The 18,832-nt window shown below is 43.6% G+C and carries 6 protein-coding genes, 1 tRNA gene, 5 rRNA genes and 2 pseudogenes; 9 read left to right on the forward strand and 5 right to left on the reverse strand.

The genetic code is table 11. The annotated features are described in order from the left end of the window. Window positions 1-232 precede the first annotated feature (232 nt). From CMT41_RS01575 to rrf (CMT41_RS01600), 6 genes are all read left to right on the forward strand, one after another. Window positions 233-3,137: ribosomal RNA gene (locus tag CMT41_RS01575) — 23S ribosomal RNA — on the forward strand. Window positions 3,138-3,268: 131 nt separating this feature from the next. Then, window positions 3,269-3,383 (forward strand): 5S ribosomal RNA (gene rrf, locus CMT41_RS01580). Between the two features lie 526 nt (window positions 3,384-3,909). Beyond that, window positions 3,910-5,465 (forward strand): 16S ribosomal RNA (locus CMT41_RS01585). A gap of 92 nt (window positions 5,466-5,557) precedes the next feature. After that, window positions 5,558-5,633 (forward strand) — tRNA-Ala (locus CMT41_RS01590). Window positions 5,634-6,254: 621 nt separating this feature from the next. Beyond that, window positions 6,255-9,159 (forward strand): 23S ribosomal RNA (locus CMT41_RS01595). A gap of 134 nt (window positions 9,160-9,293) precedes the next feature. Then, window positions 9,294-9,408 (forward strand): 5S ribosomal RNA (gene rrf / locus CMT41_RS01600). Together the 16S, 23S and 5S rRNA genes with 1 tRNA gene alongside form the textbook arrangement of a ribosomal RNA operon. Before the next feature lie 622 nt (window positions 9,409-10,030). On the opposite strand, the pseudogene CMT41_RS01605 reads toward rrf (CMT41_RS01600), so the two are convergent. The 4 genes and pseudogenes from CMT41_RS01605 to dusA all read right to left on the reverse strand — a co-directional run bounded on the left by CMT41_RS01605 (window position 10,031) and on the right by dusA (window position 16,243). Next, window positions 10,031-10,992: pseudogene (locus CMT41_RS01605) on the reverse strand (IS1595-like element ISCosp3 family transposase). A gap of 1,068 nt (window positions 10,993-12,060) precedes the next feature. After that, window positions 12,061-12,825, reverse strand: coding sequence for an IS21-like element ISShfr5 family helper ATPase IstB (istB, locus tag CMT41_RS01610; protein WP_058026166.1), 765 nt, complete (start codon window positions 12,823-12,825; stop codon window positions 12,061-12,063). 30 nt (window positions 12,826-12,855) lie between these two features. Next, entirely contained in the window at window positions 12,856-14,400 is a 1,545-nt protein-coding gene (gene istA / locus CMT41_RS01615) for an IS21 family transposase (protein WP_058028112.1), read from the reverse strand. A gap of 832 nt (window positions 14,401-15,232) precedes the next feature. Continuing rightward, the gene (dusA, locus tag CMT41_RS01620; RefSeq protein WP_057179422.1) at window positions 15,233-16,243 is read right to left on the reverse strand and encodes a tRNA dihydrouridine(20/20a) synthase DusA; all 1,011 of its coding nucleotides are present in this window, start codon (window positions 16,241-16,243) and stop codon (window positions 15,233-15,235) included. Window positions 16,244-16,349: 106 nt separating this feature from the next. Between dusA and CMT41_RS01625 the strand changes: the two are divergent. Then, a pseudogene (locus CMT41_RS01625) lies at window positions 16,350-17,414 on the forward strand (site-specific integrase). Window positions 17,415-17,464: 50 nt separating this feature from the next. Here the strand turns inward: CMT41_RS01625 and CMT41_RS01630 are convergent. Further along, window positions 17,465-17,848 carry a hypothetical protein gene (locus CMT41_RS01630; RefSeq protein WP_057179420.1) on the reverse strand — a complete coding sequence of 128 codons (384 nt, stop codon included), beginning with the start codon at window positions 17,846-17,848 and terminating at the stop codon, window positions 17,465-17,467. A 420-nt stretch (window positions 17,849-18,268) separates the two neighbouring features. On the opposite strand from CMT41_RS01630, the gene CMT41_RS19665 reads away from it, so the two are divergent. Both CMT41_RS19665 and CMT41_RS01635 read left to right on the forward strand, forming a co-directional pair. After that, on the forward strand, window positions 18,269-18,397 hold the full coding sequence (locus CMT41_RS19665; RefSeq protein WP_257721030.1) for a hypothetical protein: 129 nt from the start codon (window positions 18,269-18,271) through the stop codon (window positions 18,395-18,397). A gap of 105 nt (window positions 18,398-18,502) precedes the next feature. Further along, window positions 18,503-18,751: a hypothetical protein gene (locus CMT41_RS01635; RefSeq protein WP_057179421.1), complete on the forward strand. Its 249-nt coding sequence runs from the start codon at window positions 18,503-18,505 to the stop codon at window positions 18,749-18,751. Window positions 18,752-18,832 lie beyond the last annotated feature (81 nt).

Genomic DNA, 18,832 nt, shown 5'->3' on the forward strand with positions numbered 1-18,832 from the left:
TCGAGGGAAGTATATTGAGTACGTGAAAATGTCAGACTTTACAATTAGTTCGGATTAGTCTCCGAACATTCTAGTAAAATGTTTTATCTTTTGTTCTTAAAATAAATAATTCATTTCGACGGGATTTGTGCTTTAAACAAGGCGCTTAGATATGAAGTGTAGTTTGTTCTACACGAATATTTAAGCAACGAAGTATAAAGGTCAAATAACAAGAAACTACTTAGGGTTGTATGGTTAAGTGACTAAGCGTATGTGGTGGATGCCTTGGCAGTTAGAGGCGATGAAGGACGTGTTAATCTGCGAAAAGCTCAGGTAAGGTGATAACAACCGTAATAGCCTGAGATGTCCGAATGGGGAAACCCACTTAGCATAAGCTAGGTATCGTTAACTGAATACATAGGTTAACGAGGCAAACCGGGAGAACTGAAACATCTAAGTACCCCGAGGAAAAGAAATCAACCGAGATTTCGTTAGTAGCGGCGAGCGAACGCGAATCAGCCCTTAAGCTTATTGGGCGCTAGTGGAATCTACTGGAAAGTAGAACGATACAGGGTGATAGTCCCGTACACAAAAGCAACCTTTAAGTGAAATCGAGTAGGACGGAGCACGTGAAACTTTGTCTGAATATGGGGGGACCATCCTCCAAGGCTAAATACTACTAACTGACCGATAGTGAACCAGTACCGTGAGGGAAAGGCGAAAAGAACCCCTGTGAGGGGAGTGAAATAGAACCTGAAACCGCATACGTACAAGCAGTGGGAGCCAAATTTAGTTTGGTGACTGCGTACCTTTTGTATAATGGGTCAGCGACTTATATTCTGTAGCAAGGTTAACCGATTAGGGGAGCCGTAGCGAAAGCGAGTGTTAACTGCGCGTTTAGTTGCAGGGTATAGACCCGAAACCCGGCGATCTACCCATGGGCAGGTTGAAGGTTGAGTAACATCAACTGGAGGACCGAACACACGTATGTTGAAAAATGCGGTGATGACTTGTGGGTCGGAGTGAAAGGCTAATCAAGCCGGGAGATAGCTGGTTCTCCCCGAAATCTATTTAGGTAGAGCCTCGGACGAATACCATTGGGGGTAGAGCACTGTTAAGGCTAGGGGGTCATCCCGACTTACCAACCCTTTGCAAACTCCGAATACCAATGAGTACTATCCGGGAGACACACTGTGGGTGCTAACGTCCATTGTGAAGAGGGAAACAACCCAGACCGCCAGCTAAGGTCCCAAAGTACTAGTTAAGTGGGAAACGATGTGGAAAGGCATAGACAGCTAGGAGGTTGGCTTAGAAGCAGCCATCCTTTAAAGAAAGCGTAATAGCTCACTAGTCGAGTCGGTCTGCGCGGAAGATGTAACGGGGCTAAACTAGTCACCGAAGCTGCGGATTTGCAATTTATTGCAAGTGGTAGGGGAGCGTTCTGTAAGCCGTTGAAGGTAGATTGAGAAGTCTGCTGGAGGTATCAGAAGTGCGAATGCTGACATGAGTAACGATAAGGGGAGTGAAAAACTCCCCCGCCGAAAGACCAAGGTTTCCTGTCCCATGTTAATCAGGGCAGGGTAAGTCGGCCCCTAAGGCGAGGCGGAAACGCGTAGTCGATGGGAAACAGATTAATATTTCTGTACTTCATTATATTGCGAAGGAGGGACGGAGTAGGCTAGGTGAGCACGGCGTTGGTAGTCCGTGTGAAAGGCTGAAGGTTGGGAGATTAGGTAAATCCGGTCTCCTCCTTTTATTAGGAAAACTGAGAGCTGAGACGAGTCACTACGGTGATGAAGTCATTGATGCCACACTTCCAGGAAAAGCTTCTAAGCTTCAGATATAGTGGAACCGTACCCCAAACCGACACAGGTGGTTGGGTAGAGAATACTAAGGCGCTTGAGAGAACTCGGGTGAAGGAACTAGGCAAAATAGTACCGTAACTTCGGGAGAAGGTACGCTGGTATAGGGTGAAGGAACTTGCTTCCGGAGCCTAAACCAGTCGAAGTAACCAGGTGGCTGGAACTGTTTATTAAAAACACAGCACTGTGCAAAATCGAAAGATGACGTATACGGTGTGACGCCTGCCCGGTGCCGGAAGGTTAATTGATTCGGTTAGACTTAGGTCGAAGCTGATGATCGAAGCCCCGGTAAACGGCGGCCGTAACTATAACGGTCCTAAGGTAGCGAAATTCCTTGTCGGGTAAGTTCCGACCTGCACGAATGGCGTAATCATGGCCACACTGTCTCCACCCGAGACTCAGTGAAATTGAATTTGCGGTTAAGATGCCGTATACCCGCGGCTAGACGGAAAGACCCCGTGAACCTTTACTATAGCTTGACAGTGAACATTGCTCCTACATGTGTAGGATAGGTGGGAGGCTATGAAACCATGTCGCTAGATGTGGTGGAGCCAACCTTGAAATACCACCCTTGTATGCGTGATGTTCTAACCTAGGGCCGTAATCCGGCTTGGGGACACTGTCTGGTGGGTAGTTTGACTGGGGCGGTCTCCTCCCAAAGAGTAACGGAGGAGCACGAAGGTTGGCTAAGTACGGTCGGACATCGTACGGTTAGTGCAATGGCATAAGCCAGCTTAACTGCGAGACAGACACGTCGAGCAGGTACGAAAGTAGGTCATAGTGATCCGGTGGTTCTGTATGGAAGGGCCATCGCTCAACGGATAAAAGGTACTCCGGGGATAACAGGCTGATACCGCCCAAGAGTTCATATCGACGGCGGTGTTTGGCACCTCGATGTCGGCTCATCACATCCTGGGGCTGAAGTCGGTCCCAAGGGTATGGCTGTTCGCCATTTAAAGTGGTACGCGAGCTGGGTTTAGAACGTCGTGAGACAGTTCGGTCCCTATCTGCCGTGGGCGTTTGAGAATTGAAGAGGGCTGCTCCTAGTACGAGAGGACCGGAGTGGACGAACCACTGGTGTTCGGGTTGTCATGCCAATGGCATTGCCCGGTAGCTACGTTCGGAACTGATAACCGCTGAAAGCATCTAAGCGGGAAGCAGGCTTTGAGATGAGTTCTCACTGGGACTTTAAGTCCCCTAAAGGGTCGTTGGAGACTACAACGTTGATAGGTCAGGTGTGTAAGGACTGCGAGGTCTTGAGCTAACTGATACTAATTGCCCGTGAGGCTTAACCATACAACACCCAAGTAGTTTTTGACTATAAAGTGTGTGTGAGACTGACATAAATATATAAAACACGTACTCGTGTTACTTGAATTGCCTTTGTAAACTTTTTATATCAAATTTCTAGATTGTACCCTTTTTTGTTTAGCGACCATAGCGCTGTGGCCCCACCTGATCCCATTCCGAACTCAGAAGTGAAACGCAGTTGCGCCGATGGTAGTGTGGGAGTTCCCATGTGAGAGTAGGACATTGCTAAACTTCTAATTTGTGCTTTGGCACACGAGAAGCCCGTTACAATGGTGACGGGCTACTTGAGAAACACTATTTTTTAACTTAATTGCTTGGTAAATAAGCAAATTAAGGTAAAAAATAAGGTTTTATAAAACACTTACTTTTATATAAAATTAAGTGTTGACATTAAAACTAGGAAGCGTATTATGCGCATCCTACTTCGGGCAAACGGCAACGTTAGCAAGGAGCGAAGGTACTTAGCGAATGCGACTAAGACCTCTTTTCTTTAACAATTAGTTATCATGCAATTTGTGTGGGCACTCACATTAATGTTGTTTTACATAGTTTTCCTTTCGAGGAGAACAAAAACGCTTAATGAATGATGTTCATGCAAATAAATATAAGTTACTTATTTCTAGCGAGATAGGTAGCGACTATGTAATGCTTCTTTTACTTGTAGGCGGGAACTTGTTCGCGCATTACTTTTAAAAGAAACGACAGAATTCATTGAGCAGTAACACATCACTTGTGATGAGGTTACACAAACGATTTTTAATTGAAGAGTTTGATCATGGCTCAGATTGAACGCTGGCGGCAGGCTTAACACATGCAAGTCGAACGGTAACATGAACTAGCTTGCTAGTTTGATGACGAGTGGCGGACGGGTGAGTAATGCTTGGGAATATGCCTTGGAGTGGGGGACAACAGTTGGAAACGACTGCTAATACCGCATAACGTGCTTTTTGTAGTGAAAAGTACCAAAGGGGGGGATCTTCGGACCTCCCGCTTCTTGATTAGCCCAAGTGAGATTAGCTAGTTGGTAAGGTAAAGGCTTACCAAGGCGACGATCTCTAGCTGGTTTGAGAGGATGATCAGCCACACTGGGACTGAGACACGGCCCAGACTCCTACGGGAGGCAGCAGTGGGGAATATTGCACAATGGGCGAAAGCCTGATGCAGCCATGCCGCGTGTGTGAAGAAGGCCTTCGGGTTGTAAAGCACTTTCAGTTGTGAGGAAAGGTGGTGATTTAATAAATCATCACTGTGACGTTAGCAACAGAAGAAGCACCGGCTAACTTCGTGCCAGCAGCCGCGGTAATACGAGGGGTGCAAGCGTTAATCGGAATTACTGGGCGTAAAGCGTTCGTAGGCGGTTATTTAAGCAAGATGTGAAAGCCCAGGGCTCAACCTTGGAACTGCATTTTGAACTGGGTAACTAGAGTACTGTAGAGGGTGGTGGAATTTCCAGTGTAGCGGTGAAATGCGTAGAGATTGGAAGGAACATCAGTGGCGAAGGCGGCCACCTGGACAGATACTGACGCTGAGGAACGAAAGCGTGGGGAGCGAACAGGATTAGATACCCTGGTAGTCCACGCCGTAAACGATGTCAACTAGCCGTTCGTGGACTTGATCCGTGAGTGGCGCAGCTAACGCACTAAGTTGACCGCCTGGGGAGTACGGCCGCAAGGTTAAAACTCAAATGAATTGACGGGGGCCCGCACAAGCGGTGGAGCATGTGGTTTAATTCGATGCAACGCGAAGAACCTTACCATCCCTTGACATCCTCAGAAGCCAGTAGAGATACAGGCGTGCCTTCGGGAACTGAGTGACAGGTGCTGCATGGCTGTCGTCAGCTCGTGTTGTGAAATGTTGGGTTAAGTCCCGCAACGAGCGCAACCCCTATCCTTATTTGCCAGCGCGTTATGGCGGGAACTCTAAGGAGACTGCCGGTGATAAACCGGAGGAAGGTGGGGACGACGTCAAGTCATCATGGCCCTTACGGGATGGGCTACACACGTGCTACAATGGCAGGTACAGAGGGCTGCAATACCGCGAGGTGGAGCGAATCCCACAAAGCCTGTCGTAGTCCGGATCGGAGTCTGCAACTCGACTCCGTGAAGTCGGAATCGCTAGTAATCGTGGATCAGAACGCCACGGTGAATACGTTCCCGGGCCTTGTACACACCGCCCGTCACACCATGGGAGTGGGATGCAAAAGAAGTGGCTAGTTTAACCTTCGGGAGGACGGTCACCACTTTGTGTTTCATGACTGGGGTGAAGTCGTAACAAGGTAACCCTAGGGGAACCTGGGGTTGGATCACCTCCTTATCTTGAAGTAAAATTGATTAATGAGAGCTTCGGTTCTACGAGTGTTCACACAAATTACATGATAACAAAAATGAAGAAGAATACCCATAAATGGGGCTATAGCTCAGCTGGGAGAGCACCTGCCTTGCACGCAGGGGGTCAGCAGTTCGATCCTGCTTAGCTCCACCATTTAATTTTACTCAGCGTTAGTTCGCAGCTCGTGTAGTAAACTACACGTCGCTACCAACTGCCTTGATTAAAAGTAAATGGATATTTTCTTCTTCAATAAAAAGAGAATAGAAGCCAAATTTAAACTACGCTTTATAAGCTATTTTAAATTTGGTTTTTTTAAACCACTTTTTAAGCGAATGTGCCTTAAATTGAAGTTCTTTAACAATCTGGAAAGCTGATATAAATATCGGTATTTATGTCGTAACGAACGGTGTCGCGCTGAACGTTGCAATGATATAAATACCAACAAAAGCGATACAATCTCTCCCAAGAGGTTGTATCAACATTCGATTGATGTCTACTCGACATTGATTGTCTTATCAAGTAACTCATCTTATATGAACCTTTCGAGGGAAGTATATTGAGTACGTGAAAATGTCAGACTTTACAATTAGTTCGGATTAGTCTCCGAACATTCTAGTAAAATGTTTTATCTTTTGTTCTTAAAATAAATAATTCATTTCGACGGGATTTGTGCTTTAAACAAGGCGCTTAGATATGAAGTGTAGTTTGTTCTACACGAATATTTAAGCAACGAAGTATAAAGGTCAAATAACAAGAAACTACTTAGGGTTGTATGGTTAAGTGACTAAGCGTATGTGGTGGATGCCTTGGCAGTTAGAGGCGATGAAGGACGTGTTAATCTGCGAAAAGCTCAGGTAAGGTGATAACAACCGTAATAGCCTGAGATGTCCGAATGGGGAAACCCACTTAGCATAAGCTAGGTATCGTTAACTGAATACATAGGTTAACGAGGCAAACCGGGAGAACTGAAACATCTAAGTACCCCGAGGAAAAGAAATCAACCGAGATTTCGTTAGTAGCGGCGAGCGAACGCGAATCAGCCCTTAAGCTTATTGGGCGCTAGTGGAATCTACTGGAAAGTAGAACGATACAGGGTGATAGTCCCGTACACAAAAGCAACCTTTAAGTGAAATCGAGTAGGACGGAGCACGTGAAACTTTGTCTGAATATGGGGGGACCATCCTCCAAGGCTAAATACTACTAACTGACCGATAGTGAACCAGTACCGTGAGGGAAAGGCGAAAAGAACCCCTGTGAGGGGAGTGAAATAGAACCTGAAACCGCATACGTACAAGCAGTGGGAGCCAAATTTAGTTTGGTGACTGCGTACCTTTTGTATAATGGGTCAGCGACTTATATTCTGTAGCAAGGTTAACCGATTAGGGGAGCCGTAGCGAAAGCGAGTGTTAACTGCGCGTTTAGTTGCAGGGTATAGACCCGAAACCCGGCGATCTACCCATGGGCAGGTTGAAGGTTGAGTAACATCAACTGGAGGACCGAACACACGTATGTTGAAAAATGCGGTGATGACTTGTGGGTCGGAGTGAAAGGCTAATCAAGCCGGGAGATAGCTGGTTCTCCCCGAAATCTATTTAGGTAGAGCCTCGGACGAATACCATTGGGGGTAGAGCACTGTTAAGGCTAGGGGGTCATCCCGACTTACCAACCCTTTGCAAACTCCGAATACCAATGAGTACTATCCGGGAGACACACTGTGGGTGCTAACGTCCATTGTGAAGAGGGAAACAACCCAGACCGCCAGCTAAGGTCCCAAAGTACTAGTTAAGTGGGAAACGATGTGGAAAGGCATAGACAGCTAGGAGGTTGGCTTAGAAGCAGCCATCCTTTAAAGAAAGCGTAATAGCTCACTAGTCGAGTCGGTCTGCGCGGAAGATGTAACGGGGCTAAACTAGTCACCGAAGCTGCGGATTTGCAATTTATTGCAAGTGGTAGGGGAGCGTTCTGTAAGCCGTTGAAGGTAGATTGAGAAGTCTGCTGGAGGTATCAGAAGTGCGAATGCTGACATGAGTAACGATAAGGGGAGTGAAAAACTCCCCCGCCGAAAGACCAAGGTTTCCTGTCCCATGTTAATCAGGGCAGGGTAAGTCGGCCCCTAAGGCGAGGCGGAAACGCGTAGTCGATGGGAAACAGATTAATATTTCTGTACTTCATTATATTGCGAAGGAGGGACGGAGTAGGCTAGGTGAGCACGGCGTTGGTAGTCCGTGTGAAAGGCTGAAGGTTGGGAGATTAGGTAAATCCGGTCTCCTCCTTTTATTAGGAAAACTGAGAGCTGAGACGAGTCACTACGGTGATGAAGTCATTGATGCCACACTTCCAGGAAAAGCTTCTAAGCTTCAGATATAGTGGAACCGTACCCCAAACCGACACAGGTGGTTGGGTAGAGAATACTAAGGCGCTTGAGAGAACTCGGGTGAAGGAACTAGGCAAAATAGTACCGTAACTTCGGGAGAAGGTACGCTGGTATAGGGTGAAGGAACTTGCTTCCGGAGCCTAAACCAGTCGAAGTAACCAGGTGGCTGGAACTGTTTATTAAAAACACAGCACTGTGCAAAATCGAAAGATGACGTATACGGTGTGACGCCTGCCCGGTGCCGGAAGGTTAATTGATTCGGTTAGACTTAGGTCGAAGCTGATGATCGAAGCCCCGGTAAACGGCGGCCGTAACTATAACGGTCCTAAGGTAGCGAAATTCCTTGTCGGGTAAGTTCCGACCTGCACGAATGGCGTAATCATGGCCACACTGTCTCCACCCGAGACTCAGTGAAATTGAATTTGCGGTTAAGATGCCGTATACCCGCGGCTAGACGGAAAGACCCCGTGAACCTTTACTATAGCTTGACAGTGAACATTGCTCCTACATGTGTAGGATAGGTGGGAGGCTATGAAACCATGTCGCTAGATGTGGTGGAGCCAACCTTGAAATACCACCCTTGTATGCGTGATGTTCTAACCTAGGGCCGTAATCCGGCTTGGGGACACTGTCTGGTGGGTAGTTTGACTGGGGCGGTCTCCTCCCAAAGAGTAACGGAGGAGCACGAAGGTTGGCTAAGTACGGTCGGACATCGTACGGTTAGTGCAATGGCATAAGCCAGCTTAACTGCGAGACAGACACGTCGAGCAGGTACGAAAGTAGGTCATAGTGATCCGGTGGTTCTGTATGGAAGGGCCATCGCTCAACGGATAAAAGGTACTCCGGGGATAACAGGCTGATACCGCCCAAGAGTTCATATCGACGGCGGTGTTTGGCACCTCGATGTCGGCTCATCACATCCTGGGGCTGAAGTCGGTCCCAAGGGTATGGCTGTTCGCCATTTAAAGTGGTACGCGAGCTGGGTTTAGAACGTCGTGAGACAGTTCGGTCCCTATCTGCCGTGGGCGTTTGAGAATTGAAGAGGGCTGCTCCTAGTACGAGAGGACCGGAGTGGACGAACCACTGGTGTTCGGGTTGTCATGCCAATGGCATTGCCCGGTAGCTACGTTCGGAACTGATAACCGCTGAAAGCATCTAAGCGGGAAGCAGGCTTTGAGATGAGTTCTCACTGGGACTTTAAGTCCCCTAAAGGGTCGTTGGAGACTACAACGTTGATAGGTCAGGTGTGTAAGGACTGCGAGGTCTTGAGCTAACTGATACTAATTGCCCGTGAGGCTTAACCATACAACACCCAAGTAGTTTTTGACTATAAAGTGTGTGTAAAGACTGACATTTTAAATATATAAAACACGTACTCGTGTTACTTGAATTGCTTTTGTAAACTTTTTATATCAAATTTCTAGATTGACCCTTTTTTGTTTAGCGACCATAGCGCTGTGGCCCCACCTGATCCCATTCCGAACTCAGAAGTGAAACGCAGTTGCGCCGATGGTAGTGTGGGAGTTCCCATGTGAGAGTAGGACATTGCTAAACTTCTATTAAGAAAAGCCCGATTCATAAGAGTCGGGCTTTTTGCTGTCTGGGATTTGAAACAATTACTAATAAGCGCGAATAAATTCCCGCCTACATATTTTGGCCCCACCTGATCCCATTCACTCTATCTAACGGAAAGTGCCCCGGCGCTTCAGCAGTTGAGTCTGCTCCTTGCCATCCATGGCAACGCGGCGACATTAGTACATCCATGTACGTCACGCAGTTACGCCGGAGGTAGTAAGTGTGTGGGTGTTTTTCTCTTTATGTGAGAGTAGGACATTGCTAGGTTTCTATTAAGAAAAGCCCGATTCATAAGAGTCGGGCTTTTTGCTGTCTGAGATTTGAAATAATTACTAATAAGCGCGAATAAATTCCCGCCTACATATTTAGGCCCCACCTGATCCCATTCACTCTATCTAACGGAAAGTGCCCCGGCGCTTCAGCAGTTGAGTCTGCTCCTTGCCATCCATGGCAACGCGGCGACATTAGTACATCCATGTACGTCACGCAGTTGCGCCGGATGTAGTAAGTGTGTGGGTGTTTTTCTCTTTATGTGAGAGTAGGACATTGCTAAACTTCTATTAAGAAAAGCCCGATTCATAAGAGTCGGGCTTTTTATTGGCTATGTCTGAAGTAGCTGTTGTGGCATTCGTCCAACAGCTTCAAATAAGCAAATCTCTGGGCTTATATGAGAATAACGTTCTAGCATTCTTCTCCATCCTAAGTAATTCCCCAAATACTTGGTTGCAACACCGTGAAACCGTTTCATCCACCCTTTAAGCCTGCTATCAAATGCATTGACGTTTTGAATATGAAATGCGCCTCGCGTTCTCGGGCCTTTAGTCGGGATCACCTCATGTTTGATCCCTTTAGTTTTACAAAATGCGGAATATACTGCTGCACCATCAGTGCAAAGTACCGCATCTTTATCAACAAGAGGGGTTAAAACCGCAGCCACATGCTGGGCATCAACTTTTGCTAAGATCACTGTCGCGGTAGATTTATGTCTATCCCTGACGACTAGCACAGGAATTTGATCATCGCTGGTTCCTCTGGTTTTACCCACGCCTCCACGCCTCCACGCTTTCTTGGTGGCCGCGGTAAGTTGCGTTGACCTTTAAACGACTCAAGAAAAAAGGTTTCATCAGCTTCAACAATCCCTTCTTCATGCAACGCTTGATGCGTGTTAGCGATTTCTAGAAACCGGTGACGCCAAAGAAATGCTGTGTTCTTATCAACACCGCATAATTTGGCTGCTTTTCTAATACTCAACCCATCAATTAATGTTTGAGCATAGGTTAGCCACTTATCGCGTTGGCGTAATCTAGCCAGTGGCGTTTTAGTTAATGGATTACATGTTTTTTGACAGGTTGCACACCGATAACGGGGCAGTCCATGGCTTGAACCCCATGGTTTTAATAACGTTGACTGACAGTGAGGACATCGTTGCAAAGTTGCCTGAACTGATAATACTTCTTCTGCCGATAATTCAGTCTGTCCTAGTCTCTGATGAAGTCGTTGTCGCTGACTCGGCGATAACAATGTAAGCTGCTGTAAAAAAGGAGTAAATTGTTGTTCATTCATGAGTGTCACCTTGGAAGTTATTCACACATAAATTAAGTATGGTTCCTTTGCAACAATTTACTCAGATATAGCCTTTTTATTGCCTGGGATTTGAAATAATTACTAATAAGCGGGAATAAATTCCCGCCTACATATTTTGGCCCCACCTGATCCCATTCACTATTCTCTAACGGAAAGTGCCGCAGCGCTGCAGAAGTTGAGTCTGCTCCTTGCCATCAGGATAATGTGCTCCTGCATTATCCTAATAAGTGACATCCATGCCACGTCTGCATTATCTAATAAATTACATCCATGTACGTCACGCAGTTGCGCCGGATTGTAGTAGTAAGTGTGTGGGTGTTTTTCTCTTTATGTGATGTCACTCCTGTGCAGTAGGACATTCTCGATTTCTATTAAGAAAAGCCCGATTCATAAGAGTCGGGCTTTTTTCTGTCTGGGTTTTGAAAAATATAAGAGAATAGGATAGCGCTGTGGACCTATCTGATCCCATTCACCATTCTCTAACGGTAAGTAAGTAAGTAAGTAAGTACGGAGCTCTCAGAAGTTTTATTTACTCGTTACCATCAAGACATTGCTTATGCATTGCCTAATTGCATATTCTCATGCATTGCCTAATCACATACCTGCCGGTACAACCGTGGTAACGTGACATTATAGGAAGATTTTATGCAAACACAGTTGCAGCGTACGCCTTAGTGTATGAGTCTACTTCTCTTTATTAAATAATGCTGTCATGAAATTATTTACACTTAGATTATGCCGCTATGTGAAAACTCAACATAGCAGAAATTAAATAGCTTATTGAAAATCTATCACTAATAAGCCCATAAATTAAATTGGATAATTTGGTATTAGTTTGTTAAATTTTTATTCAATCAAATTTAAGTTAAAGCACCTAAGCGTAATTTACTGGAACTAGTATGGGTATGGGGGCTTATTTCGAGGTGTTTTAAGTCTTCACGCTAGTAATATACATTCACTATGACATTTGCGTAATACCATGATGCCGATCGGTCGATACTATTCAAGCCGATCACTTTTTTGTTAATTCAGTAGACCTTCGTAAATCTAACTTGAGTGATCGCCATCAGTCAAGGAATTTAGTTTTTTTCGCATTGATTCACCTTTTAATTCTAACTTAATTGCCCCGTGAACAAGCCGATCTAAAATGGCATCAGCATGAGTCGATTCTCCGATCATTTCATACCAATTTTCTATCGGTAATTGACTGGCAATTAAGGTCGATTTTGTATCGTATCTAGCATCAATTAATTCCAGTAAATCACTCCGTTGTTGAGCCGTTAATGGCTCTAACCCCCAATCATCTAAGATCAGTAAACTGGCCGAGCTAAGCTTGTTAATTAGCTTGCGATAACTGCCATCTGCCTGTGCCAGAAACATTTTTTCTAATAGCTCTTTGAGCCTAAAATAGTAAACGCTATTCCCTTGTTGGCAGTGGTTTTGACCAAGCGCGCAAGCGAGATACGTTTTGCCACAGCCAGTTGCTCCTGTGATCAAGATATTTTGATGAAGGCGAAGCCATTCCCCTTGTGCCAATGAGCGGATCTGTGTTTTATCTAGTTGTCGTTCTGCGCCATAATTTAACTGGCTAAGCGTGCCGCCAACTCTGAATTTAGCTTGTCGAGTTAAGCGATCAATTTTGCGTTGATCACGTTGTGTTATCTCAACATCAAGCAGTAAACTTAACCGCTCTTCGAAGCTCTGTTCTACGTATAGATTGGGCTGTTCATACTGTTGCTGTAGCGCATCACGTATGCCGCTTAGCTTTAAGTTACTTAATTGACTATTCACTTGTTGAGTTATATTTTGCATAGGGTTTCCTTTGTTTTATGGAGTTTGGGTTTAATGGTAATAATGGTTGCCACGGATATTTTTATGGTCAATCTCTGTCAGTAAATCACCTTGTTTTTCAGGTAAATCTTGTTTATCCAAGCCTTTTTCTAAGATGGTTTTTACTTGTTTTACCCGCGTTACGCCTGTAGCTAAGGCACGGTAACAGGCGGCTTCAAGCCGTTGTTCGGTATATTTCTTACCTAAGTTCAATAACCCCATACAAGCGCGGTAGCTTTGCTCTGGATGCTTTTTAGCTTGCATCAATTGCATAACAAACGCCTCTGTTGATGGTCCGAATTTACTTGCCCAACGTTCAAAACGTTGTGGTGTCCATTGTTGCTGTTTTTGATGAGCGACTGGCATATGCAGATCAAGTGTGGTGTGAGCACCTTGTCGGTGGGATCTTGGGTGAACAGCGACTTGAACGCCTTGATGGTAAAGTGTCACCAGTTGTCCTGTTGCATGGGCTTCAAGCTTTTGTTTTATCAAGGTATACGGCACTGAGTAATAGTGTTTTTCAACTTCAACATGGTAATCAATATGCACGCTAACTTGTTTGACCAAGGTGTAACTGTAAGCCCGCATAGGCAAAGGTTTGAGTGCAGGTTTATCAATGGCTTCAAATTGGCTAAGCCTTGAGCCAGGGTGCTTTTTCATTTGCCGCTGGTTTAAATCCACCAGTAATTCTTGTATTTTTAAGTTGAGTTGGCGCAAGCTAAAGAAGCTTTCATTGCGAAGCCGTGCCATGATCCAGCGTTCGACAATTTGCACACCCACTTCTGCTTTGGCTTTATCCTTGGGCTTATATGGTCTAGCAGGTACAATGACCGTATCGTAATGTGTCGCCAGTTGTTGGTAAGTTGGATTTAAATCAGGCTCATACCGGCAGGGTTTGGTTACCGCACTTTTAAGATTATCAGGAATAACCAGCTCAGGCACACCACCAAGAAACTCAAAACAACGGGCGTGACTCATCACCCAATCTTCGAGTTTTTGACTGTAGGTTGCCTCTGCATATGTGTAATTAGAGGCCCCCATAACGGCGACAAACACCTGTGCCGTGCGGCATTCCCCGGTACTACCATCGACAATATTCATGGTTGGCCCACAGTAATCAACAAACAGTTTTTCACCTGCTTTATGATTTTGTCGCATGGAAGGTTTTTGACATTTAAGCCATGCTTTGTACTGTCGGCAGAAGTGGGTGTAACTGTAAAAGCCCTCTTCGTGTCGCTCTTTGTATTCTTGCCAAAGCAGTAATAGCGTCATCGTTTTGGGCCGCAGCTCCTGCTGAACTAATGACCAGTCAGGAATGGTAAAACCTTTTAATCTAGGTTTTGTTTTGAAGAACGCTTGTTGCAGGGAGTGATCATCCCACTTCTCATCAAGCGGCCAGCAAGTGATCCCTAGCTCTGCTGATTTACAGGCATATTTAGACACAATTGACGGTGAAATTGATAAGCTGTTTGCTATCTTTCGATGACTGAGTTTACAGTCGTATTTTAGTCTTAAAATCTCTTTAAGTTTACGCATTGAAATAGGTGCCGTTGGCATGGTTATTCTCATCATCAAAAATGAAAAGGATAACGGTTAAAAACACCTACTGGTTAGACAAAAAAGTGTAAAAATTGAACGATACCATTCAAGCCGATCACTCAATACCATTTTGACCGAAAAGTGATCGGCATCGATGGTATTGAGTGATCGCGATGGATAGTATTAGGTGATCGGCTTAGATGGTATTAGGTGATCGCTATGCATGAGAATATGCAACATTATAATAAGGTATTTTAATGTCATGGTTCAGGACGTTTTTTACATTTATATCGCTTTATTATTGGTAGTTCGAATATCAATAATAGCTTTATAATTACGGTGCTTGTCCAAAATACTTAGTGCAAAGTCAGATCATATTTATTGCATAAGAAACGCAGCAACATCAAACTTAGCGGGTCAACAGTATAAGTACTTAGTTCTTTGATTCAAAAACACCGACAATGATTGAAGTGATAAGCATGGCTGAGCCAGGGATCATTGTTAACATAAATAAAGTGTTTAAATCTAACATTGTTATTCCTTGTAATCTTTTGCGTATAATATTCGTACGAATTTTTGTGCGAAAGTGTTAGTAGTTATTACTAAGTTGCAATAAGTGTTACAAAGGTTGTGCCATGATTGGTAGTATTTTATATCTATATGAATTTATTGGCTATTTATTTTAATCAGGGCTATAGGGTTAAGATGTATTTTTAAGATGTGTAATGGTTTGGTCATAACTACTATTTTATAGTTAAATTTGTTCTAGAATGGTTTAATTCACATACGTTATAAAGCACAGGTTCTCAATAACGGGACATCAATTCCCGAAATTGAGATAATCAGGACGTTACTCAGACAAGGTCACCTTAGAAAATGCATCAAGAAGAACTTGTCCGTCTGCCCCATCTTTACCTGCACATTCACTCAAGTGCTGCCTAAATTTACGGGCCCCAGCTAAACCATTACAAAGGCCAAGCATGTGGCGCAATATGTGCCAAGCCCTACCACCATCCTTAATCGTATTATTGATATAAGGAACCATTAACTCAATAACTTCTGTTCTTGATAATTTAGCTTCATTTGATTGGTATATATCACTATCAGCATCGACTAACATATACGGGCTGTTATATATCTCACGGCCTATCATCACTCCATCAATATGTTGGAGATGTTCATTGGCCTCAGAGAAAGACTTGATACCGCCATTAATGGATATTTCTAAGGCATCAAAATCATTTTTCAACTGGTAGACCCGTTTATAGTCTAGCGGTGGAACATCACGGTTCTGTTTAGGGCTTAACCCCGTTAACCAAGCTTTCCTTGCATGGATTATGAAATGTTGGCAACCGGCTTTTGCAACCTGTTCGATAAAGGTATGCAAGAATTCGTAAGAGTCTAGATCATCAATACCTATACGTGATTTTACTGTAACGGGGATATTAGTCGCTGCTTGCATTTGATCAACACACTCTGCAACTAGGGATGGTTCAGCCATTAAACATGCACCAAAGCGACCGTTTTGTACCCTGTCTGAGGGACAACCTACGTTTATATTAACTTCGTCATAACCATATTGTTCGGCGATCTTTGCACATTCAGTCATTGCTTTAACATCACTGCCACCAAGTTGTAATACTAAAGGGTGTTCCGCATCGTTATAGGTTAAATAATCGCCTTTACCGTGTAAAATAGCGCCAGTAGTTATCATTTCCGTGTAAAGTACAGTGTGCCGTGTCATCAGTCTGTAGAAGAATCTGGAATGTTTATCGGTCCAATCTAGCATGGGCGCTACACTTAGCCTGTGATCTATTGTAGGCCTTGATTTATATAGCTTTGGTGTCGTAATTGTAGTCATTCGGTTATACCCTAAATCGCCTTGAATCGCCTGTACTTTCGTTGGATTTCCGTTTACGGTGTTCCAAATGCGCCCCATTTTGGGTAGGACGATTAAGGATAATACAATGGCATCAGTAACAATTGATAAACGCCAAAAGGCTAACGGAGACTTTAGCTACCGTTGCACAATTCGCGTAAAAAAGAATGGTGTAATTATACATAGAGAATCTAAAACATTCAGTAAAAAAGAATTAGCCAAAACATGGGGCAAAATACGTAAAGAGGCTGTAGAGCTAAATAGTATTACAGCTCAAGATAAGGTGATATCAATTGGTGAATTACTAGACCTATTTATCAATGACGTTTATTTGTGGGCGGCTACTGGTAGAACTAAGCAATACGTGGTGAAAATGCTAAGAGATTACCCAATAGCAGATGTATTATCAAACCAGCTTAAAAGCAGTGACTTATAGCCCACTGTAAAATTCGGAGAGACGCAGGGGCTGGTGGTGCAACCATTTATCATGATGTTGCCTATTTACGTAGTGTAATGAAAATTGCTTTACCTGTTTTTGATGTAACGGCTAATTGGAAAATCTTTGAAGATGCTGTACCGGTATTAATTGAAATGAAGTTTAGTCGGTAAAAGCCAAAAGCGAACACGCAGACCTACTGAGAATGAACTCGATAAGTTAATTGCAGCATTAACTGAAAGGCAGGAAAAACAGGGCAGTAAAATTCCCTTTGTTGATATTCTAAATTTTTCTATATTCACCTGCATGAGAATAGGCGAAGTTTGTAAAATCGAATGGAAAGACTTAAACCATGAACATAAAACAGTAATTGTACGAGATAGGAAAGACCCAAGGAAAAAAGAGGGTAATCATATGATCGTACCATTGTTAGCTGGTTCATATGACTTAGTGAAAAAGCAGTCAGAAAAGGATGATAGAATATTTCCTTATAATTCTAGGTCTGTAACAGCAGGTTTTCAGCGTGTTAGGAATGATTTAGGTATAACTGACCTAAGATATCATGATTTAAGGCGAGAGGGCGCATCTAGGCTATTTGAGAAAGGATATAGTATTGAAGAGGTGGCACAAGTTACAGTCCATAGAAATTTGAATATACTGTGGCAAGTGTATACTCAGTTATTCCCTCATAAGCTACATGATAAATTTGATGAGTAATGACTGTTTAGGAAACGGAAAGTAGCGAGGTATCATAAATAGATAAAGAGTTACTTTGCATTATGAGCACAGGCTTCTTTTTTAGCTTGTTTCGCTTTATCACTATGGTCTCCCATAGCCGAAAATATGGCATCATTACACAACTTGTCAGCTCTAGACATGGACAGTTTCTTAAACTTTTTAAATTGAATTTTTGATGTTGTAGGGGAGGGTTGCTGTATTGGCACCTGGATAGTCATCGCCTCTCCTTCATCTTTTAATATCGGCCTTCGGGAATCTGAAAATTCACCTGCGGATTCCTCTACTATAAACTGTCTTTCATGCTCAGGAAGTGAATTAAAAGACCCCACATCATACCCCCTCAAAATCATAGGTATAAGCCAAGATAAAAAAGTAGCAAAAACGATAATTGATATCCATTTTATAGCATTCATAAATAAATCCTTTTTGAAGAGATAGTATTCTATAAAAAAGCCCAATTCAGTGCAAGGCGGCATAGTTTGGTGGAATCTACCCCCGTAATACTATGAAGGGGGCTTTCCGCTCTCCACTCTTCCTCGTTGCTCAGGCTTCGCCCTCGTCGTTCGCTACCAAAACCAATAAAAAAAACGAACAAAAAAACAAACAAAAGTTCAAAAGAAGGTTCCAAAGAGCTTCAAGCCTAATTTAGTAAAGTAAAATAAAGGTTTCTAAGAACATTTTCAAAGATACGAAAATAACCTCAGACACTCCTTGATTTTCATTGACAAAATTATTCTCTCACTCTGTTTGATTAGCATCAAATTAAGCGCGCACCCCCTATGTTTCTACGAAACGGGTACTTCTTAAATTGACACTATCAAGGAACTTTGAGCATGAATACTACACCTGAGCTAGACAGCACTGAGATTGAAAAAGAAATTCAAGAACTAATGAATGAGACTAGAGCAATAGTAGCGAAAGCAAAGGCAGCTAACGAAGCTGATGCGATAAAAAGGAAGTAGTTAAAGTTAATAGAGTAGGTCTGCACTTAACCTTTCATGAACAAAAAGACCTTATGCCGTCAATTGTTAGAACTTTAACCACAGGGAGAATAAAAGGAATTCATCATGTTAATCAAAATAAATGAATCAGAGCCTGAGTTCGTAGCGTTCGTTGACGAACTGAAGCAACATTATAGCGAGGCAACCGCAGCTGGAGCCGCAAAGAAAGCGATTGTTAATCACATATCAGTCGTTAACGATTTAAGGAAGACCAAAAGGAAGTTGGAGAGGCTAGAAGATATACTTGAAGAAATCAAAAACATAAAGCAGCAGCAAAAAGGATTACAGCAAGCCCTCGATATTTTAACTTATTAGTACCAAAATCAACTTGCCGGTTTATCATGGCAACACGATTCTGGTATTAAAACGTAGTATTAGACTAAATTTTCTACCAAA

Origin of the sequence: Colwellia sp. MT41 (genome assembly GCF_001444365.1) — a bacterium.
Taxonomy (GTDB): Bacteria; Pseudomonadota; Gammaproteobacteria; order Enterobacterales; family Alteromonadaceae; genus Colwellia; species Colwellia marinimaniae.